This is a genomic window from Jiella sonneratiae, from assembly GCF_017353515.1.
In the GTDB taxonomy this organism is placed as follows: domain Bacteria; phylum Pseudomonadota; class Alphaproteobacteria; order Rhizobiales; family Rhizobiaceae; genus Jiella; species Jiella sonneratiae.
This window is the reverse complement of record NZ_JAFMPY010000028.1, coordinates 1-21,487: the sequence shown is the minus strand read 5'-3', so window position 1 is coordinate 21,487 and position 21,487 is coordinate 1. Positions and strand designations below refer to the sequence as shown.

Sequence of the window (21,487 nt, the reverse complement as noted above, 5' to 3'; positions counted from 1 at the left end):
GACGCGCCGGTCCCGCCGGCCCCGCCGAGCCGGCGCTTTATTCGATGACGCCGCTGTCCTTGAGGAACTTCGCGGTGTCCGTCCCGAACTCGTCGATAAAGGTCACGTATTCGTCGTGTGGGATGAATTCGGGGCGAAGGTTCGCCGCCGTATAGGCCGCCTTGTAGTCGGGGTCTTCGAGAAGCTCCGGGATCGCCTTCTCCCAGGCCGCGATGACGTTTTCCGGCAGGCCCTTCGGGCCGGCGAGGCCGCGGAACTTGCGGGCCACGACGTCGTAACCGGATTCCTTGACCGTCGGCACGTCCGGCTGGGTGGCGATGCGGTCGGCGGTGAAGGTCGCGAGGATGCGGACCTGCTTGGCCTCGAGCTGCGACTGCAGCTCCTGCACCTCGCCGACGCCGATGTCCAAGGTGCCGTTGAGGACGTTGATCATCATGTCGCCGCCGCCCTCGTGGGTGACGATCGCGGCCTCGACGCCGGCCGCCGTCTTCAGCCGTTCGAGCAGCTGGCGCTCCAGCGAGGCGGGATTTGCCGCGCCCCAGGTGCCGCGGCTCTCCTTAGCCTTGGCGACCACGTCCTTCAGGCTTTTGAAGTCGCTTCCCGCCGCCGTGTAGATGACTTCCGGATCGCTGAAGACGTTCACCAGCGGCTCGAGGTCCTTGTAGGTCGCTTCCGGATTGGAGAGCAGCGAGGTGTAGATGAAGGTCGGCGTGGTGGCGTAGAACACCGAACCGTCGGCGGGCGAGGCGACCAGACGGGCCATTGCGTTGGCGCCCGAGCCGCCCTTGACGTTCTCGACGATGACGTTGGCGCCGAGCTTCGGGCCCAGATATTTGGCGAGCTCGCGCAGGAAGACGTCGCTGCCGCCGCCGACGCTGGAATGGGTGACGAGGGTCACCGTGTCGACGGGATAGTCGTCCGCCGCCGCCTGTTGCGCGGCAAGACCGAGCGCCGCCGCGAGAATGGCTGCCTTGATTGCCTTCACGATGATCCTCCCTTTTTCCCGACCGGGGCGGCCGCAAGAACCGCCCCGTCCCGATGGCGGCAATCTCCGGCGAGACCGCGATATTGTCAAGTGTCGACAATTGTCCTCGGAAATTTTTGCCGCTATGAACGGCTTGCCCGGCGTTCTTCCCGGCGATCCCCGTCGAACGAAGCGATCTTCGCGCGAATGCCCGACCAAAGGCTCTGTCAACAATCAGGAGGGCTCAGGGTGCCCCATACGTCGTCGAGCGGCGCAGATGCGCCGGATCATTTCCCCGGAACGGCGGGCGTCGAACCGGCGGACGGCCCGCTCGCGGGCTTTCGGTACCGCCGCATCGAAACGCGTGGGGCCGTCATCAACGTCGCGACGGCCGGGGACGGGCCGCCGCTGGTGCTCCTCCACGGCAATCCGCTGACGCATTTCTCCTGGCACCGGATCGCATCGTCGCTCGCCCGCGACTTCACCGTCGTCGCGCTCGATCTGCGCGGCTACGGCGACAGTTCCAAGCCGGAGGGCGGCGAGGACCACGCCGCCTACAGCTTCCGGGCGATGGGCGAGGACGTCTTCGACGTGATGGACGTGCTCGGCCACGAGCGTTTCGCCGTCGCCGGCCACGACCGCGGCGCGCGGGTCGGCTTCCGCATGGCGCTCGACCGTCCCGAGCGCGTCGCGCGCCTCGCCGCTCTCGACATCGTCCCGACCTACAACGTCCTGTCCAAGGTCAGCCTCGGCTGGGGCATGGAGAGCTACCACTGGTTCTTCATGGCGCAGAAGGCACCCTTCCCGGAGAAGCTGCTTTCGGCCGATCTCGGCTACTACATGGACTACAAGCTCAACAAGAAGGGCGTCGGCCTTCAGATCTTCACCCCCGAGGCGATGGCCGAATACAAGCGCTGCGCGACGCCCGAGCAGATCCATGCGGTCTGCGAGGACTATCGCGCGACGATCGGCATCGATTTCCCGCTCGACACCAGTCAGCACGGCAAGGCGAAGCTCGCCTGTCCGGTGCTCGTGCTGTGGGGCTCGAACAGCCATTGCGGCCGGCATTTCAAGCCGATCGAGGCGTGGGGCGAATGGGCGGACGACCTGAGAGGCTACGCCATCCCGACCGGCCACTACCCGGCCGAACACCGGCCCGACCTCGTCGAACCGGCCTTCCGCGCCTTCTTCACCGGTCGCGAGCCCGAGCCTTTCGCGGCATGACCCGGTACGTTTCGGCAGACGCCGCCAAGGCGGCGGTCCACGCTGGCGGCGAGATCGCCTTCCTCGACCTCGGCGAGGCCGGCCAGTTCGGCGAGGGGCACCCGCTCTTCGCCGTCCCCTGCCCCTACGGCACGCTGGAGGAACGGGTTCCGCTCCTCGTGCCGCGGCCGGCGACCCCGGTGCTCCTCATCGATCACGGCGACGAGGTTGCGGAGCGGGCGGCGCGCCGGCTCGAGGCAATGGGCTATGGCGACGTCGCGATCGTCGAAGGCGGCTGCGCCGCCTGGGCGGCGGCGGGCCACACCCTCTACAAGGGCGTCAATGTGCCGTCGAAGACGCTCGGCGAACTCGCCGAAGCGATCTGGCATCCGCCGCTCGCGACGGCCGAAGAGGTCAAGGGCTGGCTCGCCGGCGGCGAGGCGCTCTTGTTCGACGGGCGCCCGCCGGCGGAATATCGCAAGATGCACGTTCCGGGGGCCGTCTGCCTGCCGAACGGCGAACTCGCCCACCGCCTGCCCGCCGTCCTGCCGAAAGGCGGCGGCGCGCCGCCCCTCGTCGTCGGCTGCGCCGGCCGCACGCGCGGCATCGTCGGGGCGATCGGGCTGATGCTCGCCGGCCACGACGGACCGGTCTATGCGCTGGAAAACGGCACACAGGGCTGGGCCCTCGCCGGCGAGACGCTGGAACGCGGCGTCGCCTCCGCCGATTTCCCCGCGCTCGGCGAGGCCGAACGGGCCGAGACACGCGCCCGCGCCGATGCCTTCGCCGAAAAATGGGAGATCCGCTTCGTCGATGCCGACGCGGTGCAGGCGATGCTCGGCGACGACAGCCGCACGACCTTGCTGTTCGACGTGCGCTCGGCCGAAGAGGCCGCCGCCGAACCGGTTGCCGCCGCAGCGCATGCGCCGAGCGGCCAGATGGTCCAGGCGAGCGACCAATATGTCGGCGTGCGCCGCGCGCGGATCGTCCTTTGCGACGATCTCGGCCTGCGCGCCTGCCTCGCGGCGTTCTGGCTGCGCCAGCTCGGCTTCGAGCCTCTCGTCGCGCGGATCGACGCGCGGCTGCGCGGCATCGCGCCGCCGCCGGGTCCCCGGCCGCTGCCAATCCCGGCAACGCCGCGGGTCGCCCCCGCACAGGCCCTGGCCGAGCTTCAGGCCGGGGCGGCGTCGCTGCTCGACCTGCGCGCTTCGCAGGCCTATCGCGCCGGACATGTCGAAGCGGCGGAGTGGGCCACCCGCGCACGTCTCGCGCCGGTGCTGGAGACGCTCGCAGGCGACGGCAGGCTGCTCCTCGTCGCCGACGACGCAGCGGTGCTGGACGGGGTCTTGCTGGATCTCGATGAGGCAGTGCGGCAGGGATCGCACGGGCGCGCGGCGGCAGTCGTTGAAGGCGGGCATGAGGGGCTGGTCGCCGCCGGCGCCCCCGTCCGCGCCAGCCCGGACACGCCCGACGACGCGGCGGCGATCGACTTCCTCTCCTTCGTCCACGACCGTCACGACGGCAACCTCGAAGCCTCGCGCCGCTACCTCGCCTGGGAGACCGGCCTCGTCGCCCAGCTCGACGAGGCCGAGCGCGCCGAGTTCCGCCTGACGCCGAAGCCCGGCTCCTGACCTTCGGAACGTCGAGCGAAACGGACCTGTCTCATTGCAGAAGGGGCGCGGTGAAAACCGCGCCCCTCTTCGCATGGGCAGGATCGGGGCGTCCTCACGCGGGACGGTCCCTCACGAGGCCACCTCCGGCGTCACGGCCGCCATCCGGCGCCGCCGCCTGTAGCGCGACAGCGCCGTCAGCCCGATCGACAGGAGCATCAGGGCGAGGATCGCCGCCGCGCCGGGCCGCTCCAGCACGTAGCCGACGTCGCCGCCGCTGATCTGCCAGCTGCGCAGGAGATTCGTCTCCAGCAGCCGGCCGAGCAGCAGCCCGACGACGGTCGCGGCGACGGGATAGTCGTAGCGCAGCATCACCCAGCCGATGACGGCGAACAGGAACAAAGTGATCGGCCCGGAGGCCGAGCCCGTGAGGGCGTAGCTGCCGAACACCGAGACGACGAGAACGCTCGGAATGAGGAAGCGCAGCGGCACGCGGACGATCGAACTCGCCAGGAAGACGAAGCCGAGGCCGACGACGAGAAGCAGCACCGCCTGGGCGAAGTTCGAGAAGATGATCGCGTAGACGATGTCCTTGTTCTGGCCGATGAAGCTCGGCCCGCCGACGATGTTGTGCATGGCAAAGGCGGCGAGAAGGATGGCGGTGGCGCCGCCGCCCGGAATGCCGAGGGCGAGCATCGTCGCCATCGCCCCGCCTTCCGAGCTCGAATTGGCGGATTCGGCGGCGATCACGCCCTTCGGATTGCCCTGGCCGAAGGTGTCGCCGTCGTCGGCGTTGCGCTTGGCTTCGGAATAGGAGATCAGGTTCGAGATCGACGAGCCGACGCCGGGCACCGCCCCGACCAGCACGCCGACGATAGAACCCCTCGCGATGATGGTGGGGTAGCGGAGCGCCAGCCGGACGCCGCTGACGATGCGGCCGAAACTGAGGGTGCGCGAGCTTTCGTCCTCGATGAGATAGTTGACGTTGACGAGGTTGAGAAGCTGGCTCGCGGCGAGGAGCCCCATCATCGCCGGGATCGTCGGCACCCCGTCGAGCAGCCACGGAACGCCCATTGTGCCGCGGATGAAGCCGGCAGTGTTCATGCCGATCGTGCCGAGCAGCACGCCGAAGACGCCCGCCAGCAGGCCGCGCGGGATCGAGCTGCCGGCCAGGGAGCCGAGCAGCAGCATCCCCCAGATCGCGACGACGAACATTTCGAGCGGGCCCATCTTGAGGACCACCGCGGACACGGGGGCGATCAGGAAGGCCAGAAGCACGTAGCTCGACAGGGTGCCGATGACCGAGGCGGCCAGCGCGACGCCCAGCGCCTCGTTGTGGCGCCCCTGCCGGGCCATCGGATAGCCGTCGAAGGTGGTGGCGACCGCCGAGGAGGTGCCGGGAATGTTCATCAGGATTGCCGGAACCGAGCCGCCGAAGCCCGCCCCGGTGTAGATCGAGGTCAGGAAGATGATCGCCGGCAGGAAGTCCATGTAGAGCGTGAGCGGCAGGAAGATCGCCATCGCCATGGTGATCGAGATGCCGGGCATCGCCCCGAAGAACAGGCCGACCAGCAGGCCCGGAAGCACCCAGATCCAGGCCTCCCATGAACTCGTCAGCAGGCCGAAGGCGGAATGGATCGCATCGAATTCGAGCATGGCGGGGCCCTCAGAGAATCCGCATGGGGAACGGATAGGGCACGAGCGTGCTGTAGCCGTAGACGACGAAGACGGTGAAGGCGGCGGCGAAGGCGAGGATCACCAGCGGGCGCCTCTCGCCGCAGATGACCACCCCGATCGCGATGAACAGGAAGGTCGCGACGTCGAAGCCGATCTGCTCAAGGAAGAAGCTGAAGACGCCGAGCAGCGCGGCGAGCGCGCCGACGCGCAGGAGTTCGTGCCGAACCTTCACGCGCTCGTCCTCGGCGGGCGCCTCTGCCGGCGCCGAAGGCTCCGCGTCGCGCCGCCTGAAGCACTGCGGCAGGACGCAGGCGACGAGGACGAGCGCGATGATCGCGGCCGGTTCGACGAGAAGCAGATTGTTGATTTTCAGCGAGACGCCGCGTGCATCGAAGAGATAGGCGATGACGACGACGGAAATGAAGGCGAGAAAGGCGAGGTGCCCCCAGTCGACGGGACCTCGGCGGATGCCGCTGCGCATGAGACCTTGTCTCCGGATCGAGAATGAGTTGAACGCCGCGCCCTGAAAAGGCGCGGCGTTCCGGATCGCTCTCGCGGGCCGTCAGGCGCCCTTCAGGAGATCGACGTGCTGCTCCATGACCTCGGCGGTCTGGCGCAGCGATTCCTGCGACGCCTCCGGGCCGTACCACTCGGTCGCGAGCTGCTGCTTGGTCAGCGACTCGACGACCTTCGGATCCTTGGAGGTCTCCTCGATCGCCTTCACCAGGATCTCGTAGCGGTCGGGGTGGCTCTCCTTCATGCTGGCATGGACAGCCCAGCCGCGCTGCGAGCCGGAGACCGACTTGCTGACGCCGCGTTCGCCCGAATTCGGGGCGTCCCAGTTGTCGCGCTTTTCGGAATCGAAGATCAGCAGCGGCCGGATCTTTTCGGCGAGCGGCAGGAAGCCCTCACCGCCGACGAGGCCGATGTCGACGACGCCGCCGGCCGCGGCGTTGCGGGCGGGGCCGCCGCCGTCATAGGTCACGATGCGCAGCCCGTCGCGGGAAATGCCGTTCGCGTCGGCCCACAGCATCAGATTGACGAGGTCCGCCGAGGCCGGCTGGACGCCGATGCTGAGGCTCGAGGGATCTGCCTTGAGCTTGGCGATGACGTCGTCGACCGACTTCAGCTCGCTGCCCGCCTCAGTTGCCATCAGCGTATAGTCGCGCGACGGCAGGTTGATCATCTGGAAGTCGGAAATCTTGAACTGCGCGCCCTGCAACAGGATGTTCAGCGGCATGTAGGGCGCCGCCGAGGTGCAGAGGATCGTGTAGCCGTCGTCGGGCTGCTGCAGGAAATAGGTGTGGCCGAGCAGCGCGCCCGCGCCGCCGCGATTGACCACGACCAGCGGCTGGCCGAGCCGCTCCTGCAGGAACGGCGTGAAGGCGCGTGCGAGGCGGTCGTTGTAGCCGCCGGTGTCGAACGGCACCACGACGTTGATCGGCTGTTCCGGATAGGACGACTGCGCACGGGCGATCCGCGGGGCGGCGAGTGCAGTCGCGGCGAGCCCACTCCCGGCTGCGAGACGCAGCGCTTGGCGGCGCGTGAATTTCGTGGACATGGCTCCTCCCTTGAGCGTCCGGATCAGACAAGCGGCCGCGTCGGACCGCGGAGGCAGACGGTAGGTCACCTCGCGATAAATTGTCAACAATCTTCAGGTCGAGCCGTCGCGATGCCTTTGCCGCAGGCCGCACGATCGCAGCCGCCACCGCCAAACGGCCGGCAGATCGCTCAAATTCAGCTCGGCAAGCCGGCAGGTCGGATCGCATCTGCCATCTGTTGACAATTTTCGAGCCCGTCGCTTTATAGATTGGAAGCGCGGGTCCCTGCCCGGCCGCGACGAATCTCGACGAAAGGTGCCGCCGCAAGATGTCTGACCACCCCGCTCCAAGGATCGCGACGTGCCTGGCCTTCGCGCCCGCAGCCGTCCTGTCGCGGGGTGAGGATCGACCGGCCGCCTCGTCCGGCGACCCCGCGCTCCGGCACCGCGCGGCGCGTGCGGCCGGCTTTGCCTCTTCGGCCCCATGACGGAACCCGTCATGCAGGACAGCCAGCCGTCGGCTCCGTGCGGGGCGTCCGCCATCCGGTCGGCCGGGCGGCTCGCCTCCGACCGGCGGATCCCGCGCGGCGAGGAGCGCAGCGATACGGGGCGAGCCGGCGCCAGACGGCCGATCCGCTGGCTCGCGGCGCCCTGGCGCGCCGGCGGCGGCGGCCCGCGGATCGTCGCGACCTACGCCCTCGCCACGGTCGCCGGCTACGGCGCGACGCTGTCGCATCTGCCCCTGCCCTGGATGCTCGGACCGTTCTTCGTCTGCGGCGCGGTCTCCGCCTGCGGCGTGCGGCTGGCGTTCCTGCCGATGGGGCGCGAGCTCGGGCAGGTGGCGATCGGCCTGGCGGTCGGCATGCGCTTCACGCCGGCGATTCTTGCCGCGATGGTGGCGCTGCTGCCGGCGATGCTGGCGGCGACGCTCTACGTCATCGTCGTGACCATGCTCGCGGCCTTCCTGTTCCGCCGTCTCGCGGGGGTCGACGTCGTCACCGCCTTCTTCGCGACCGCCGCCGGCGGCGTCGCCGACATGGCGGTCGTCGCCAAGGACAAGGGCGGCAACCCCAATGCCGTCGCCATCGTCCATGCGCTCCGCGTCTCCGGCGTGGTCTCGCTGGTTCCGATCCTGGCGGTGATGTTCGGCTCCAGCGGCCAGATCCCGCCGCATACCGACGAGATGACCCGGAACGGCCTCCTCCTGGTCGTCGCGCTGGTCGCCGGCTATGGCGTCGCGCGCCTCCTGAAGCCGACGCCGCTGCCCAATCCCTGGCTGGTCGGGCCGATCTTCCTCGGCCTCGTCCTCAGCGCCAGCGGCATGCTCAGTCTCGCCGTCCCCTCGCCGCTGATCGTCGTCGCACAGATCGCCATCGGCACCTGGCTCGGCTGCCAGTTCAAGCGCGAGATCATTGTCACCCTGCCGCGGGTGGCCGCCGCCGGCGTCGTGATCGCCGCGCTCCTCATCTCGGCCGCCGCGATCGGCGCCTTCGCCCTTTCGGCTGCGACGTCGCTTCCCTATACCACCGGCTTTCTCGCGCTGGCGCCGGCGGCGGTCACCGAGATGGTCCTGACCGCGCAGTATCTGCATCTCGATGCGGAGCTCGTGACCGCCTTCCACATCATGCGGATCGCCATCGTCTCGTCGACGATCCTGCCGGTCTTCCAGATCTACACCAGGCTTCAGGGAGGCAGCGATGGATCTCGGCTTTGAGGGCCGGCGCGTCGTCGTCGTGGGCGGCACCTACGGCATCGGGCGCGCGGCGGCGACGCAGATGGCGCGCGAAGGCGCCCACCTCCTGATCGCCTCGCGCAGCGCCGACAATCTGCAGGAGGCCGCCGACGCGATCGAAAAGGCCGGTGGCCGGCGGCCCGAGACGGTCGTCGCCGACGTCACGGCGCCGGGTGCCGGCGAAACGATCGCGGCGGCGGCGGCAGGGCTGTGGACGGGCCTCGACGTCCTCGTCTCCGCGGTCGGCGGCTCGATCCGCTCCGCCTTCACCGACCTCTCCGACGAGGACTGGCTCGGCAACTACACCTTCAACGTGCTGTCGGCGGTGCGGGCGATCCGCGCCCTCGCCCCGCTGCTGCGGGCCGGCCATGCGCCCAGCATCGTCACGCTCGGTGCGGCGGCCTCGAAGATGCCCTATCAGCACCAGGTCGTCTCCAACGTCCACAAGGCCGGCCTGCTCGGCCTCACCAAGACGCTCGCCAGCGAGTTCGCCGCCGACGGTATCCGGGTCAACTGCGTCGCCCCCGGCCGCACGCTGACGCCGCTCTGGACGAAGCGCGCCGACGCCATGGCCGCCGAACGCGGCACCGACCGCGAGACGATCCTGAAGGAATTTTCCGGCGAGATCCCGCTCGGCCGCTTCGGCGAACCGGAAGAGGTGGCGGTGATGGTGACCTGGCTCTCGAGCCCGCTCGCCGCCTACGTCACCGGCCAGGCGATCAACGTCGACGGCGGCATCGCCAAGGGCCTGCTCTGACACGCTTTTCAGGGGCGGCCGCGGCGGGCCGCCCTTCCCATCATTTCAATCGGAGATCCTATGATGACTACCCCTCCCGTCACCCGCGCCCTCGCCGAATGGATCGTTTCCGTCAAGGACGGCGACATCGCCGAGGACGTGCGTCAGGAAGGCGTGCGCACCTTCGTCAACTGGCTGGGCTGCGCCGTCGGGGGCGCCAGCCACGAGACGGTCGATGCCGCCATCCGCGGCGTCGCGCCGTTCTCGGGACCCCAGACCTCGACCGTGCTCGGGCGAAGCGAGAAGCTCGACGCCATGCACGCGGCGCTCGTCAACGGCATCTCCTCGCATGTCCTCGACTATGACGACACGCATCTGAAGACCATCATCCATCCGGCGGGACCGGTCGCCTCCGCCCTCCTCGCCCTCGCCGAGACGCGGCCGCAGAGCGGGCGGGCGCTGATCACCTCCATGCTGGTCGGCATCGAGGTGGAATGCCGGATCGGCAACGCAGTCTACCCCGATCACTACGACCGCGGCTGGCACATCACCGGCACGGCCGGCGTGTTCGGCGCGGCCGCGGCCGTCGGCCACGCCATCGGCCTCGACGCGACGAAGATGCAGTGGGCGCTGGGCCTCGCCGCCAGCCAGTCGGCGGGCCTTCGCGAGATGTTCGGCACCATGACGAAGAGCTTCCATCCCGGCCGCGCGGCGCAGAACGGCGCGATGTCGGCACTCCTCGCCGAGGCCGGCTTCGATTCCTCGCTGCGCGGCATCGAGGCGCCGCGCGGCTTCGCCAACGTCATGTCCGACAAGCAGGACTACGGCGAGATCCTCGACGACCTCGGCAGCCGCTGGGAGGCCGCGCTGAACAGCTACAAGCCGTTTGCCTGCGGGATCGTCATCCATCCGACCATCGACGGCTGCCAGCAGATCCGCGAGGAGATCGGCGCGCGCGTCGGCGCCATCGCGTCGGTCCAGCTCACCGCCCATCCGCTGGTCCTCGAACTCACCGGCAAGACCAGCCCGAAGACCGGCCTGGAAGGCAAGTTCAGCGTCTACCACGCCGCGGCCTGCGCGCTGCTCCACGGCGACGGCGCGCCGACCGCCTTCACCGACGAGATTGTCGCCGACCCCGCCGTCGTCGCGCTGCGCGACAAGGTCAGGGCGACCGCCGACCGGCGGATCCACGAGGCCTCCGTGGTCATCGAAATCACCTTCGACGACGGCTCGACCATGACGAAGGAGATCGACCGGGCGATCGGCAGCCGCGAGCGGCCGCTCAGCAACGAGATGCTCGACACGAAATTCCTGCGCCAGGCCGAACTCGTCGTCGGCGCCGCCGATGCCGAGCGCATCCTCGCGGCAGCCTGGGCGATCGAGGCGGCGAGCGACGCCGGCGACGTGGCGAGGGCGGCCCGCTCGGACAAGCTCCGCTCCGCCGCAGAATGAAATTTGGACAGGAGCAGCGACGAATGAGTGAGACCCTCAAGCTCGGCATCCTCGAAGGCGACGACATCGGCCACGAGATCGTCCCGGCCTCCGTCGAGATCGCCAGGGCGGCAGCCGGCGCCGCCGGCCTGTCGATCGAATGGACGGAGGTGCCGATCGGCCGGCGCGCCCTCGACACGCTCGGCCACACCATGCCGGAGGGAACGCTCGAGACGCTCTCGCGTCTCGACGGCTTCATCCTCGGGCCGATCGGCCACCGGGACTATCCGAAGGTGCCGGGCGCCATCAATCCGCACCCGATCCTGCGCAAGCATTTCGACCTCTTCGCCAATGTCCGGCCGACCCGCTCCTTTCCCGACATCGGCTGCCTGCGCGACGACATCGACCTCGTCATCGTGCGCGAGAACAACGAGGGCTTTCAGCCGGACCGCAACGTCGTCATGGGCTCCGGCGAATTCCGGCCGACGGAGGACCTGACGATCTCGGTGCGGGTGATCAGCCGCGAGGGCAGCCGCAAGGTGGCCCGCGCCGCGCTGGAGCTCGCCCGCGCCCGCCGCAGGCGGCTGACCCTCGTCCACAAGAACACCGTCTTCAAGCTTGGCTGCGGCATGTTCGTCGACAGCTGCTACGAGGTCGCCGCCGAGTTCCCCGACGTCGCCGTCGACGAGGTGATCGTCGACACCATGGCGATGCGCCTCGTGCGCGACCCGCAGACCTTCGACGTGGTGGTGACCACCAACATGTTCGGCGACATCCTCACCGACGAGGCGGCCGGCCTCGTCGGAGGCCTCGGCATGGCGCCGGGCCTGTGCATCGGGCGCGGCGCCATCGCCATGGCCCAGGCGACGCACGGCTCGGCGCCGGACATCGCCGGCAAGGGCCTCGCCAACCCCTATGCGATGGTCGAATCGACGCGGATGCTGCTCGACTGGCTGGGTCGGCGGCGGGAGGTGCCGGCCGCCGTCGAGGCCGCCGCCCTGATCAGGCGCGGCGTCGACCACGCCCTGTCGCGGCCGGAATCCCGCACGCGGGACATCCGGGGCGTCGGCACCCAGCGCGACATGGTCGAGGCGATCCTCGCCGGCATCGGCCGTCCCGCGGCGGCGTGACGCCGCTCGGCCGGAAGCGACGGAGGGTGGAGGAATTGTCGGCAATCGACCATATGCGACCAATGCGGACCTTTGCGCGGGGATGTGCGTCGCGTAGAAGGTGCACTGAGACGATGGGCCCTGAGAAGGTAGGCGATGTCCGCAATCGAACCGCAGCCGGAATCGAGCGAACTGACGACGCTTCGGACCTCCTCCCTCACCAGCGTGGTGGAGAAGGAGATCGAACGGATGATCCTCGGCGGCACGCTGAAGCCCGGCGAGCGGCTGAACGAGTTCCAGCTCGCCAACCGCTTCGGCATGAGCCGCGGGCCGCTGCGCGAGGCGATGCGCAGCCTCAACGCCCGCGGCTTCGTCGAGGTGGTGCGCAATCGCGGCGTCTTCGTGCGGCAGATCCCGGTCGAGGAGGCGCTGGAGATCTACGATCTGCGCTCGGCGGTGTTCGGGCTCGCCGGGCGCCTGCTCGCCGACCGGCTGACCGACGAGATGCTGGTCGATCTGAAATCCTATCTCGTCAGGATGGACCAGCTCGCCGAGGAACAGGATTTCGAGGCCTATTATCCGCTCAATCTCGAATTCCACGCCTATCTCGTCACCGCAACGGGCAGCAAGACGCTGAAGCGGGAATATCAGAGCTTCGTCGACCGGCTGCATCTGTGCAGAGCCCGCACCCTCGTCCAGGCGAACGGGCTCGCGGTGTCGAACCACGAGCACCGCGAGATGGTCGACGCGCTCGCCTCCGGAAACGTCTCGAGGGCGCACGAGGCCTTCTTCCGGCACGTGCAGCGGGCGAAGCTCCGCTTCGTCTCGACGCTCAGAGACGCCGACATCCGCCGCGACTGACCGCAGCGACGGTCCGCCGGTCTCCGTCGCCTCCGGCCCGCATCAGCGCGGCGCCGGCGCGGCGCCGGCGCCCGGCCGCACGCGCGCGCTTGCGATGCAGCCGCCCGGCATTCGCGATGAGGGCATGATCCCGCAAAGTCCGAACCGGCTTTCGGAAGAGATCATGCGGGAAACAGGACGATGCAGCGGGAGGATGAGCGACGCTCATTTCCATCCCGCTCTGAGCGCAAATTTACGGACCATCGAGGGGAGGAAACGATGACCGCCAATGCCGATCTGCCGCCGCAGGACGCCGACGCGCTCGCCGGCCTGACGCGGGCCTGCGTCGCTTTCGTCGACGGCCTGCGCTTCGAGGACCTTCCCGACGACGTCGTGCATCTGTCGAAGCGGTGCCTGATCGACGGCTGCGGGGTGATGATCGCCGGCACCGAACAGGCGATCATGGCGCCGCTCGGCCGCTTCGTCGCCGCCCAGGGCGGCCCCGGCCAGAGCCGGCTCCTCGGCGATGCCGCCCTGCGCGTGCCCGCGCCGAGGGCCGCGCTGTGGCACGGCACGGCCGGCCATGCGATGGACTGGGACGACACCCAGCTCGCCGAGGGGCCGGGCCGGCCCTACGGCCTGCTGATGCACCCGACCGTCCCGCCGCTCGCCGCGGCGCTGGCGGTCGCCGACCTCGTCGCCGGCGAGACCGGCGCTCCGGTCGACGGCAGGCGCTTTCTCGTCGCCTTCAATGCGGGCTTCGAGGTCGCCTGCAAGATCGCAGAGGCGATCGATCCCGACCACTACATGAAGGGGTTCCACACGTCCGGGACGATCGGCACCTTCGCCGCCGCGGCGACCGCCGCCAAGCTGATGCGCCTCGATGCCGGCGAGACCGCCCGGGCGATCGGCATCGCCGCCTCGATGGCATCGGGGATCCGCGCCGGCTTCGGCACCATGACCAAGCCGCTGCATGTCGGCCGCGCCGCCGAGAACGGCGTCACCGCCGCGCTGCTCGCCCGCGAGGGCTTCACCGGCAACGACGAGGCGCTGGACGGCCCGTGGGGCTATCTCGCCGTCGCCGGGCGCGGCGGCGACGCGCGGCTGGTGCTGGGGCGTCTCGGGCGCCCCTTCTCGATGGCGGCGCCGGGGCTCTCCATCAAGCCCTACCCCTCGGGCGTTCTCACCCATCCGAGCATGGACGCGATGCTCGCCCTCGTGAAGGCGCACGGCATCGCCGCCGACGCGATCGAGAGCGTGACGCTCCATGCCGGCCGCAACGTCCTCGGCCCGATCCGCTACCGGATCGCGAAGAGCGAACTCGAAGGCAAGTTCTCCTTCGCCTTCCTGCTTTCCGCGATCATCCTCCGGCACGGCGCGGGCAAGGCCGAATTCACCGACGAATTCGTCCTCTCCGACGCGTGCCAGGCGATGCAGGCCCGCATCGAGACCCGCTTCGACCAGGAGATCGAGGACATGGGCTGGGACCGCATCCGCTCCAGGATCGCGCTCGTGACCCGTGACGGCCGCCGCTTCGAGAAATGGGCCGACGAAGCCTATCGCGGCAGCCCGCACAATCCGCTCGACGACGCGGCGGTGAAAGACAAGTTCCGCGACTGCGCCGCGGGCCTCCTCGACGATGCCGGCATGGAACGCTTCTTCGAGGCCGTCGAGACCCTGCCGGACGCCGCGGACGTCTCGGTCCTCCTCGCGGCGCTCGACTGGCAGCGCTCGGCAAGAACCGGCGCGCCCGGCTGACGGCCGACTTTTATGCCCCGAGCGAACAGACCGTTCGTCATCGCCGATCGCGAGACAGGCGGACTGGTATGCCCCCGCGCGCACCGGCCGGACGGGACGAATCGGCGGAGCGGGCGCACGCATTGGCGCGACGCACCGGTTAAGAAGATGGGGTGCCGCCCGGCCGAACCCATGACCCGGCCCTACCGCCCGCCGATAGGCCGACCGTCGCCCCGTCCCCGAGCGGCCCGACTCGTCAGCCGGCCACGGCGGGAAAATCCGTCATTCCCACTCGATCGTGCCGGGGGGCTTCGAGGTCACGTCGTAGACGACGCGGTTGATGCCCTTGACCTCGTTGATGATCCGCGTCGCGGCGCGGCCGAGGAAGTCCATGTCGAAGGGATAGAAGTCCGCCGTCATGCCGTCGACGGAGGTGACCGCCCTGAGCGCGCAGGCAAATTCGTAGGTGCGCCCGTCGCCCATCACGCCGACCGTCTGGACCGGCAGAAGCACCGCGAAGGCCTGCCAGATGGCGTCGTAGAGCCCGGCCTTGCGGATCTCGTCGAGATAGATCGCGTCGGCCTCGCGCAGGATGCGCAGCTTCTCCCGGGTGACGCCGCCCGGGCAGCGGATGGCGAGACCCGGCCCCGGAAAGGGCTGGCGACCGATGAAATGCGCCGGCAGGCCGAGTTCCTTGCCGAGGATGCGGACCTCGTCCTTGAAGAGCTCGCGCAGCGGCTCGACGAGCTTCATCTTCATCCGCTCGGGCAGGCCGCCGACATTGTGGTGCGACTTGATCGTCACCGAGGGACCGCCGCTGAAGGAGACGCTTTCGATGACGTCCGGATAGAGCGTGCCCTGCGCCAGGAAGTCGGCACCGCCGAGCTTCTTCGCCTCGGCCTCGAAGGTCTCGACGAAGAGCCGGCCGATGGTCTTGCGCTTGACCTCCGGGTCGCTCTCGCCTTCGAGGGCGTCGAGGAAGGTGTCCTCAGCCCGGACGTGGACGAGCGGTATGTTGTAGTGGTCGCGGAACATCGCGACCACCTCCTCCGCCTCGTTCAGGCGCAACAGGCCGTGATCGACGAAGATGCAGGTCAGCTGGTCGCCGATCGCCTCGTGGATCAGCACCGCCGCGACGGAGGAATCGACGCCGCCGGAAAGCCCGCAGATCACCCTGCCGGTTCCGACCTTTCGCCGGATCTCCTCGATCGCCTGGTCGCGGAAGGCGGCCATCGTCCAGTCGCCCTTCAGCCCGGCGACCCGGTGGACGAAGTTCGACAGGAGCTTGCCGCCGTCCGGCGTGTGGACCACCTCCGGGTGGAACATGATGCCGTACATGCGCCGCGCCTCGTCGCCGAAGACGGCATAGGGCGCGCCGGGCGAGCGGGCGAAGATCGTGAAGCCCTGCGGCATGTCGATCACCCGGTCGCCATGGCTCATCCAGACCTGGTGGCGGGTCCCCTCCGGCCAGATCCCGTCGAACAGCGCGCAGTTCTTCTCGATCTCGAGGAAGGCCCGGCCGTATTCGCGATGCGCCGAGGGCTCGGCCCGGCCGCCGAGCTGGACGCACATGGTCATCTGGCCGTAGCAGATGCCGAGCACCGGAATGTTCGCCTCGAAGATCGCCTGGGGCGCGCGCGGGGCGCCGAGATCGCCGGTCGAGGCCGGCGAGCCGGAGAGGATCACCGCCTTCGGCTTGAGGCGCGAAAAGCCCTCTTCGGCCGACTGGAACGGCACGATCTCGGAATAGACCCCGGCCTCGCGCACGCGCCGTGCGATCAGCTGCGTGACCTGGGAGCCGAAGTCGACGATGAGGACGGTGTCGGGGTGCGCTGTCATGGCGAGGCTTTAGGCAAGCGGGGCGCCGTTGTCCAGACGGCGCGGCGAGATTGGCGGGCCTCGTCGCGACGCGGCCGGCAGGCTCAGCCGGGCGAGAACGACGCCCCCGCGGCGATCGCCGCCTCCAGCCGGTCGATCGCCGCGGCAAGCCTTGCGTCGATGACGTGAAGCAGCGTCGCCCAGTCGTCGTAATGGTGGAGATCGGCCGCCCCGTCGGAAATGCCGCGCAGCCCGATGAGCGGCACGGCAAAGCGCTGGCAGGCGCGCAGCACCGCGAAGGTCTCCATGTCGACCATCTCGGCGTCGATCGCATCGTAGCGGATACCGGTGACGATGTCGGAACCGGTCGAGAGCCGCGCCGCCGGCACGCCGTCGACCGGGATCGGCAAGGGCGTTTCGACCGGATGGTCGAGGAACGGCGTCACGCCCTTGGTAAAGCCGAGCGGCGAGGCGTCGATGTCGCGCCAGGAGACCGAGGCGACCTGATAGACCTCGCCCTGTTCCAGCACCCGCGATCCGGCAGAGCCGAGCGAGACGACGAGATCCGGCGGCTCGCCGGCGGCCTCGAGCACCTTAAGCGCGATGCCGGTGTTGAGCGCCGCCTCGATCGGCCCGACGCCGGTCATCACCGGCCTAATCCGCGCCCTCAGCTTCTCGCCATATTCGGCCCTCGCCGCCATGACGAAGAGGATGCGGCGCCCACTGAGGGTTTCGACGGCATGCTCGATCGTTTCGGTCTCGGTCATCTCGCTCGCCCGCACTGTTCCTCGCCCGGATTTGACCATCCTCAGGCCGCGATGAAAAGCCGAAACGCGCCGCTCATCGCGCCCGCTCGAGAGCTGCGAAGAAGAAGCCGTCGGTGCCGGTGAGGCGCGGCGTCATGGCGAGCACCGAGCCGCCGCCGAGCGCATCGATCCGGCAGCGCCCGTCCGCCTGCGGCAGCAGCGCGTTCCACCTGGCGCCGGCGTCGGCGACGGCAAAGCCCTTGTCGGCATGGCGCGCGAGGAAGGCGGCGACGCGTTCGGCATTCTCCTCATGAAACAGCGAGCAGGTGACGTAGGCGAGCCGGCCGCCGGGCCTGACGAAGCGCGCGGCGCGGTCGAGCACGGCGTCCTGCTCCTCGAGGCGCTTCGCGAGCGCAGTCTCGGCCAGCCGCCACTTGGCGTCCGGCCGGCGTCGCCAGGTGCCGGAGCCGGTGCAGGGCGCATCGACGAAGACGAGGTCCATCTGGCCGAACAGCCCGGCGAGGTCCTCGCGCGGATCGCGGACCTGGACGTTGCGGCAGCCGGCGCGCTTCAGCCGCTCGTGGATCGGCGCGAGGCGCTGGCGGTCGGCATCGCTCGCATGGACCTGGCCGGTGTTCTCCATCGCCGCCGACAGCGCCAGCGTCTTGCCCCCTGCCCCGGCGCAGAGATCGAGCACCTGTTCGCCGGGCGCGGCGCCGGCAAGCAGCGCGGCGAGCTGCGAGCCCTCGTCCTGGACCTCGAACCAGCCCTTCTGGAAACCCGCCTCCGCCTGGACGTTCGGATGCCGCCCCTCGCCCGCGATCGCGGCAATGCGGATGCCGTCAGGCGCGAGCCCGGCCGGCTCGGCGCCGAAGGGCGCCAGCGCCTTCACCACCTTGTCGCGCCCGGCCTTCAGCGTGTTGGCGCGAAGATCGAGCGGCGGGCGCATAGCGAGCGCCTGCGCCTCCTCGACCCAGGCCAGCCCGAGCGATGCTTCGAGCCTTTCGCCGATCCAGTCCGGCACGTCGGCGGCGACGGCCGCGGGCGCGGCGGCGAGATCTTCCGCAAGGAAGCCGGCCAGTCGTTCCGGCGCAGGCATTTCAGGCGCGAAACGATCGCCGGCCAGCGCCGCGGCAAGCGCTTCCGGCGCCATGCCGAGCCCGTCGATCACCGCCGCAAAGCCCAGCGCCGCGGCGCTCTCGTCGCCCATGCGAAAGCCGTAGGAGCGTTTCCTGCGCAAGGCGTCGTAGACGACGTTGCCGATCGCCGCGCGGTCGCCGGAGCCGGCGAAGCGATGCGACAGGCCCCAGTCCTTCAGCGCGTCGGCCACCGGGCGGCGCCGCGCCTCGACGTCTCCCAGCACCTCGATCGCCGCAGCGAGCCGCCCGCCTAGACGCATGGGGTTGTCTCGCGCGGTATGAGGGAGGGTCTCGTCATCATCGGTCGTCCTGAGGGTGAAAGCGGCAGGCTCTATCATCCGAGGGGCGGAAGCGGCAAATTTGCGGGCGGGCCATTGAGATCCCCCCTTGGGCTCCCTCCCGAGGATCCGATCCTCGGCCTCTGGCTTTCATCTCTCCCCCCGGCCGAATGCGGAGGCCGCCCCTGGATTATCGGAACGGGGCCCCACGAATGACGAGGCGGGGTGGCACTGCCTGTCCTGCCGGCGTGCGGCCGCAGGTCTGCGTGCCCGCGCCGCGTTGCGGCCGGGGTTGAACTGATTCTCTGTCCCACCCTTAAGCTCCTCGCGAAGCTCGTCGCTGGTGGGCCCCTGGTCGCCGCCCTCGCGAGGCTCGGGCGGAGTCTCTATTCCGTCCTTAAGCTTCGCCTTGCGGCTCGCTGACGGGTCCCTGGTCGCCGCCCTCGCGAGGCTCGGGCGGCGATGCGCCGGAGGCAAGCCCTCCGAGTAGTCTCGAATTCCGGCTCGCCTCCGGCGCACCGCGCGGCTCTTTGCGGACCTCCACGAACCGTCCCCCGCCGGATCGACGGGTTGAGGTGGCGGCTGGCGCTTCACCCGCCCGCGCCTTTTCAGCGCGGCGGATTCAAGCGGACCGATCCGCACCCGCGCCGTAGTGCGCGAGGGACCAGCGGCGCCGGAAGGCCGTCCGGGACGCCTTGCCTCCGGAAGGCAAGACGGCGCGGAGACCGCATCGCCGGCCCGCAGACGCTCCCGGTGAGCGCCCGTGCCCGGTTCCCGTCGACTGGTGTCGGGTGGACCGGCGATGGGGGAGTATGGGGCGGGGCGTGAGGAGCGGGGATGAGATTTTTCTGAGGGGCGCGCGGAATCAGGGGGTTGGGAGGAGATGGATAGGAAGATATTGGCAGGGGCAAAACGAGGTGCCCTCTCTCCCGCGAAGGGGAGAGAGGGCGCTTCGTTCGCTAGAGTTTCAGGAAAGTTGCAATCACTGCGGTTCCGGGGTGCATTGGCTTCATGGCAACGCACGCTCCGATCACGCCGGCTCATCGCCGTTTGGCAAAGTCGATGCGTCGTGATCCGACGCCGGCCGAGCGGGCGTTCTGGCACGGTGTCAGAGCCGGCCGGCTCGACGAGCTGAAATTTCGACGTCAGGTTCCGATGCTCGGTTTCATCGCGGATTTCGTCTGTCACGAGGCGAGGCTGATCGTCGAGATCGACGGCTGGCAACATGACGGAACGGCGGCGGGACGATCGCAGGACACGCGGCGCGACGAAGCCTTTGCGACGGCCGACTTTCTCACGTTGCGGTTCGAGAACGAGCTCGTCGCCGGGGACCTCGATGCGGTTCTCGGAAAGGTCCGGGCCGTGGCCCGATCGCGGATCGAAGGGCGCTGAGGCCGATCGCGGGGCGCTCTCTCCCCCTTGCGGGAGAGAAAGCGATTTCATCGCCTTGGCGGAGCCAAGCGATAGAAATCGCAAGAGAGGGGTTTCACCGGGTCAGTTTGAGTCCAAGGTTCAGCGCAGCTGCCTCGGTGGCCGGTCCGTCAACCTCGGCGGCAGCGTCGACGGTGAAACCCCTCTCTTGCCTTTTCTGCGACTTGGACCTCGGCAAGCCTCGGCCCAAGACCGCGAAAAGGCTTTCTCTCCCGCAAAGGGGAGAGAGGGCGCCCCGTCGGTAGAGTTGCAGAACGGTTGCAATCACTGCGGTTCCGGGGTGCATTGGCTTCATGGCAACGCACGCTCCGATCACGCCGGCTCATCGCCGTTTGGCTAAGTCGATGCGTCGTGATCCGACGCCCGCCGAGCGGGCGTTCTGGCACGGTGTCAGAGCCGGCCGGCTCGACGGGCTGAAATTTCGACGTCAGGTTCCGATGCTCGGTTTCATCGCGGATTTCGTCTGTCACGAGGCGCGGCTGATCGTCGAGATCGACGGCTGGCAGCATGACGGAACGGCGGCGGGACGATCACGCGACTCGCGGCGCGACGAAGCCTTTGCGACGGCCGACTTTCTCACGTTGCGGTTCGAGAACGAGCTCGTCACCGGGGACCTCGATGCGGTTCTCGGAAAGGTCCGGGCCGTGGCCCGATCGCGGATCGAAGGGCGCTGAGGCCGATCGCGGGGCGCCCTCTCTCCCCCTTGCGGGAGAGAAAGCGATTTCATCGCCTTGGCGGAGCCAAGCGGTAGAAATCGCGAGAGAGGGGTTTCACCGGATCAGTTTGAGTCCAAGGTTCAGCGCCGCTACCTCGGTGGCCGGTCCGTCAACCTCGGCGGCAGTGTCAACGGTGAAACCCCTCTCTTGCCATTCTCAAGGTTTGGTCCCCGGCAAGCCGAGGCCCAATTCCTTGGAATGGCTTTCTCTCCCACGAAGGGGAGAGAGGGCGCTTCATTCGGTCGAGTTTCAGGAAAGTTGCAATCACTGCGGTTCCGGGGTGCATTGGCTTCATGGCAACGCACGCTCGGATCACGCCGGCTCATCGCCGTTTGGCAAAGTCGATGCGTCGTGATCCGACGCCGGCCGAGCGGGCGTTCTGGCACGGTGTCAGAGCCGGCCGGCTCGACGAGCTGAAATTTCGACGTCAGGTTCCGATGCTCGGTTTCATCGCGGATTTCGTCTGTCACGAGGCGAGGCTGATCGTCGAGATCGACGGCTGGCAACATGACGGAACGGCGGCGGGACGATCGCAGGACACGCGGCGCGACGAAGCCTTTGCGACGGCCGACTTTCTCACGTTGCGGTTCGAGAACGAGCTCGTCGCCGGGGACCTCGATGCGGTTCTCGGAAAGGTCCGGGCCGTGGCCCGATCGCGGATCGAAGGGCGCTGAGGCCGATCGCGGGGCGCTCTCTCCCCCTTGCGGGAGAGAAAGCGATTTCATCGCCTTGGCGGAGCCAAGCGATAGAAATCGCAAGAGAGGGGTTTCACCGGGTCAG

At 69.0% G+C, this 21,487-nt stretch carries 18 protein-coding genes; 11 read left to right on the top strand and 7 right to left on the bottom strand.

Annotated elements, in window-relative coordinates; translation table 11 throughout:
• Positions 1-37: 37 nt before the first annotated feature.
• A complete protein-coding gene (locus tag J1C47_RS19865) occupies positions 38-985 on the bottom strand; it encodes a Bug family tripartite tricarboxylate transporter substrate binding protein (protein ID WP_342592026.1) in 948 nt (315 codons plus the stop codon).
• A 228-nt stretch (positions 986-1,213) separates the two neighbouring features.
• Between J1C47_RS19865 and J1C47_RS19860 the strand changes: the two genes are divergently transcribed.
• Together J1C47_RS19860 and J1C47_RS19855 are read left to right on the top strand one after the other, a co-directional pair.
• Entirely contained in the window at positions 1,214-2,188 is a 975-nt protein-coding gene (locus J1C47_RS19860; protein WP_342592025.1) for an alpha/beta fold hydrolase, read from the top strand.
• The gene (locus J1C47_RS19855; protein WP_207352539.1) at positions 2,185-3,798 is read left to right on the top strand and encodes a rhodanese-like domain-containing protein; all 1,614 of its coding nucleotides are present in this window, start codon (positions 2,185-2,187) and stop codon (positions 3,796-3,798) included. The genes J1C47_RS19860 and J1C47_RS19855 overlap by 4 nt, the downstream gene beginning before the upstream one ends.
• A 111-nt stretch (positions 3,799-3,909) precedes the next feature.
• Here the strand turns inward: J1C47_RS19855 and J1C47_RS19850 are convergent, their stop codons facing one another.
• The 3 genes from J1C47_RS19850 to J1C47_RS19840 all read right to left on the bottom strand — a co-directional run bounded on the left by J1C47_RS19850 (position 3,910) and on the right by J1C47_RS19840 (position 7,015).
• Positions 3,910-5,433 (bottom strand): tripartite tricarboxylate transporter permease, encoded by a 1,524-nt coding sequence (locus tag J1C47_RS19850; protein ID WP_207352538.1) that lies wholly within the window; start codon positions 5,431-5,433, stop codon positions 3,910-3,912.
• 10 nt (positions 5,434-5,443) lie between these two features.
• Positions 5,444-5,935 (bottom strand): tripartite tricarboxylate transporter TctB family protein, encoded by a 492-nt coding sequence (locus J1C47_RS19845; RefSeq protein ID WP_207352537.1) that lies wholly within the window; start codon positions 5,933-5,935, stop codon positions 5,444-5,446.
• A gap of 81 nt (positions 5,936-6,016) precedes the next feature.
• Complete coding sequence (locus J1C47_RS19840) at positions 6,017-7,015, bottom strand: Bug family tripartite tricarboxylate transporter substrate binding protein (protein WP_207352536.1); 999 nt, start codon at positions 7,013-7,015, stop codon at positions 6,017-6,019.
• 478 nt (positions 7,016-7,493) lie between these two features.
• On the opposite strand from J1C47_RS19840, the gene J1C47_RS19835 reads away from it, so the two are divergent.
• The 6 genes from J1C47_RS19835 (at position 7,494) to J1C47_RS19810 (ending at position 14,600) form a co-directional block, all read left to right on the top strand.
• Positions 7,494-8,708, top strand: coding sequence for an AbrB family transcriptional regulator (locus J1C47_RS19835; RefSeq protein WP_207352535.1), 1,215 nt, complete (start codon positions 7,494-7,496; stop codon positions 8,706-8,708).
• Positions 8,692-9,483: an SDR family oxidoreductase gene (locus tag J1C47_RS19830; RefSeq protein WP_207352534.1), complete on the top strand. Its 792-nt coding sequence runs from the start codon at positions 8,692-8,694 to the stop codon at positions 9,481-9,483. The genes J1C47_RS19835 and J1C47_RS19830 overlap by 17 nt, the downstream gene beginning before the upstream one ends.
• 60 nt (positions 9,484-9,543) lie before the next feature.
• Entirely contained in the window at positions 9,544-10,914 is a 1,371-nt protein-coding gene (locus J1C47_RS19825) for an MmgE/PrpD family protein (protein ID WP_245396697.1), read from the top strand.
• A gap of 23 nt (positions 10,915-10,937) precedes the next feature.
• Positions 10,938-12,023 carry an isocitrate/isopropylmalate dehydrogenase family protein gene (locus tag J1C47_RS19820; protein WP_207352533.1) on the top strand — a complete coding sequence of 362 codons (1,086 nt, stop codon included), beginning with the start codon at positions 10,938-10,940 and terminating at the stop codon, positions 12,021-12,023.
• Positions 12,024-12,158: 135 nt separating this feature from the next.
• Positions 12,159-12,863, top strand: a complete 705-nt coding sequence (locus tag J1C47_RS19815) for an FCD domain-containing protein (protein WP_207352532.1) — start codon at positions 12,159-12,161, stop codon at positions 12,861-12,863.
• Positions 12,864-13,121: 258 nt separating this feature from the next.
• The gene (locus J1C47_RS19810) at positions 13,122-14,600 is read left to right on the top strand and encodes an MmgE/PrpD family protein (RefSeq protein ID WP_207352531.1); all 1,479 of its coding nucleotides are present in this window, start codon (positions 13,122-13,124) and stop codon (positions 14,598-14,600) included.
• Positions 14,601-14,861: 261 nt separating this feature from the next.
• Here the strand turns inward: J1C47_RS19810 and guaA are convergent, their stop codons facing one another.
• The 3 genes from guaA to J1C47_RS19795 all read right to left on the bottom strand — a co-directional run bounded on the left by guaA (position 14,862) and on the right by J1C47_RS19795 (position 18,542).
• Positions 14,862-16,418 (bottom strand): glutamine-hydrolyzing GMP synthase, encoded by a 1,557-nt coding sequence (gene guaA, locus J1C47_RS19805; protein WP_207352530.1) that lies wholly within the window; start codon positions 16,416-16,418, stop codon positions 14,862-14,864.
• Between the two features lie 83 nt (positions 16,419-16,501).
• Positions 16,502-17,146 carry a 5'-methylthioadenosine/S-adenosylhomocysteine nucleosidase gene (locus tag J1C47_RS19800; RefSeq protein WP_207352578.1) on the bottom strand — a complete coding sequence of 215 codons (645 nt, stop codon included), beginning with the start codon at positions 17,144-17,146 and terminating at the stop codon, positions 16,502-16,504.
• A 91-nt stretch (positions 17,147-17,237) separates the two neighbouring features.
• Positions 17,238-18,542 (bottom strand): RsmB/NOP family class I SAM-dependent RNA methyltransferase, encoded by a 1,305-nt coding sequence (locus tag J1C47_RS19795; protein ID WP_207352529.1) that lies wholly within the window; start codon positions 18,540-18,542, stop codon positions 17,238-17,240.
• A 1,029-nt stretch (positions 18,543-19,571) separates the two neighbouring features.
• Here J1C47_RS19795 and J1C47_RS19790 point away from each other — a divergent pair.
• From J1C47_RS19790 to J1C47_RS19780, 3 genes are all read left to right on the top strand, one after another.
• Positions 19,572-19,952, top strand: a complete 381-nt coding sequence (locus J1C47_RS19790) for an endonuclease domain-containing protein (RefSeq protein WP_207352528.1) — start codon at positions 19,572-19,574, stop codon at positions 19,950-19,952.
• Positions 19,953-20,284: 332 nt separating this feature from the next.
• Complete coding sequence (locus J1C47_RS19785) at positions 20,285-20,665, top strand: endonuclease domain-containing protein (protein ID WP_207352527.1); 381 nt, start codon at positions 20,285-20,287, stop codon at positions 20,663-20,665.
• Between the two features lie 335 nt (positions 20,666-21,000).
• Complete coding sequence (locus tag J1C47_RS19780; protein ID WP_207352526.1) at positions 21,001-21,381, top strand: endonuclease domain-containing protein; 381 nt, start codon at positions 21,001-21,003, stop codon at positions 21,379-21,381.
• Positions 21,382-21,487: the final 106 nt, after the last annotated feature.

Bases quoted from the DNA above. Each gene is read 5' to 3' on its own strand.
- J1C47_RS19855 (WP_207352539.1), top strand. From the start codon at position 2,185: ATGACCCGGTACGTTTCGGCAGACGCCGCCAAGGCGGCGGTCCACGCT.
- J1C47_RS19850 (WP_207352538.1), bottom strand. From the start codon at position 5,433: ATGCTCGAATTCGATGCGATCCATTCCGCCTTCGGCCTGCTGACGAGT.
- J1C47_RS19845 (WP_207352537.1), bottom strand. From the start codon at position 5,935: ATGCGCAGCGGCATCCGCCGAGGTCCCGTCGACTGGGGGCACCTCGCC.
- J1C47_RS19840 (WP_207352536.1), bottom strand. From the start codon at position 7,015: ATGTCCACGAAATTCACGCGCCGCCAAGCGCTGCGTCTCGCAGCCGGG.
- J1C47_RS19835 (WP_207352535.1), top strand. From the start codon at position 7,494: ATGCAGGACAGCCAGCCGTCGGCTCCGTGCGGGGCGTCCGCCATCCGG.
- J1C47_RS19830 (WP_207352534.1), top strand. From the start codon at position 8,692: ATGGATCTCGGCTTTGAGGGCCGGCGCGTCGTCGTCGTGGGCGGCACC.
- J1C47_RS19825 (WP_245396697.1), top strand. From the start codon at position 9,544: ATGATGACTACCCCTCCCGTCACCCGCGCCCTCGCCGAATGGATCGTT.
- J1C47_RS19820 (WP_207352533.1), top strand. From the start codon at position 10,938: ATGAGTGAGACCCTCAAGCTCGGCATCCTCGAAGGCGACGACATCGGC.
- J1C47_RS19815 (WP_207352532.1), top strand. From the start codon at position 12,159: ATGTCCGCAATCGAACCGCAGCCGGAATCGAGCGAACTGACGACGCTT.
- J1C47_RS19810 (WP_207352531.1), top strand. From the start codon at position 13,122: ATGACCGCCAATGCCGATCTGCCGCCGCAGGACGCCGACGCGCTCGCC.
- guaA (WP_207352530.1), bottom strand. From the start codon at position 16,418: ATGACAGCGCACCCCGACACCGTCCTCATCGTCGACTTCGGCTCCCAG.
- J1C47_RS19795 (WP_207352529.1), bottom strand. From the start codon at position 18,542: ATGCGTCTAGGCGGGCGGCTCGCTGCGGCGATCGAGGTGCTGGGAGAC.
- J1C47_RS19790 (WP_207352528.1), top strand. From the start codon at position 19,572: ATGGCAACGCACGCTCCGATCACGCCGGCTCATCGCCGTTTGGCAAAG.
- J1C47_RS19785 (WP_207352527.1), top strand. From the start codon at position 20,285: ATGGCAACGCACGCTCCGATCACGCCGGCTCATCGCCGTTTGGCTAAG.
- J1C47_RS19780 (WP_207352526.1), top strand. From the start codon at position 21,001: ATGGCAACGCACGCTCGGATCACGCCGGCTCATCGCCGTTTGGCAAAG.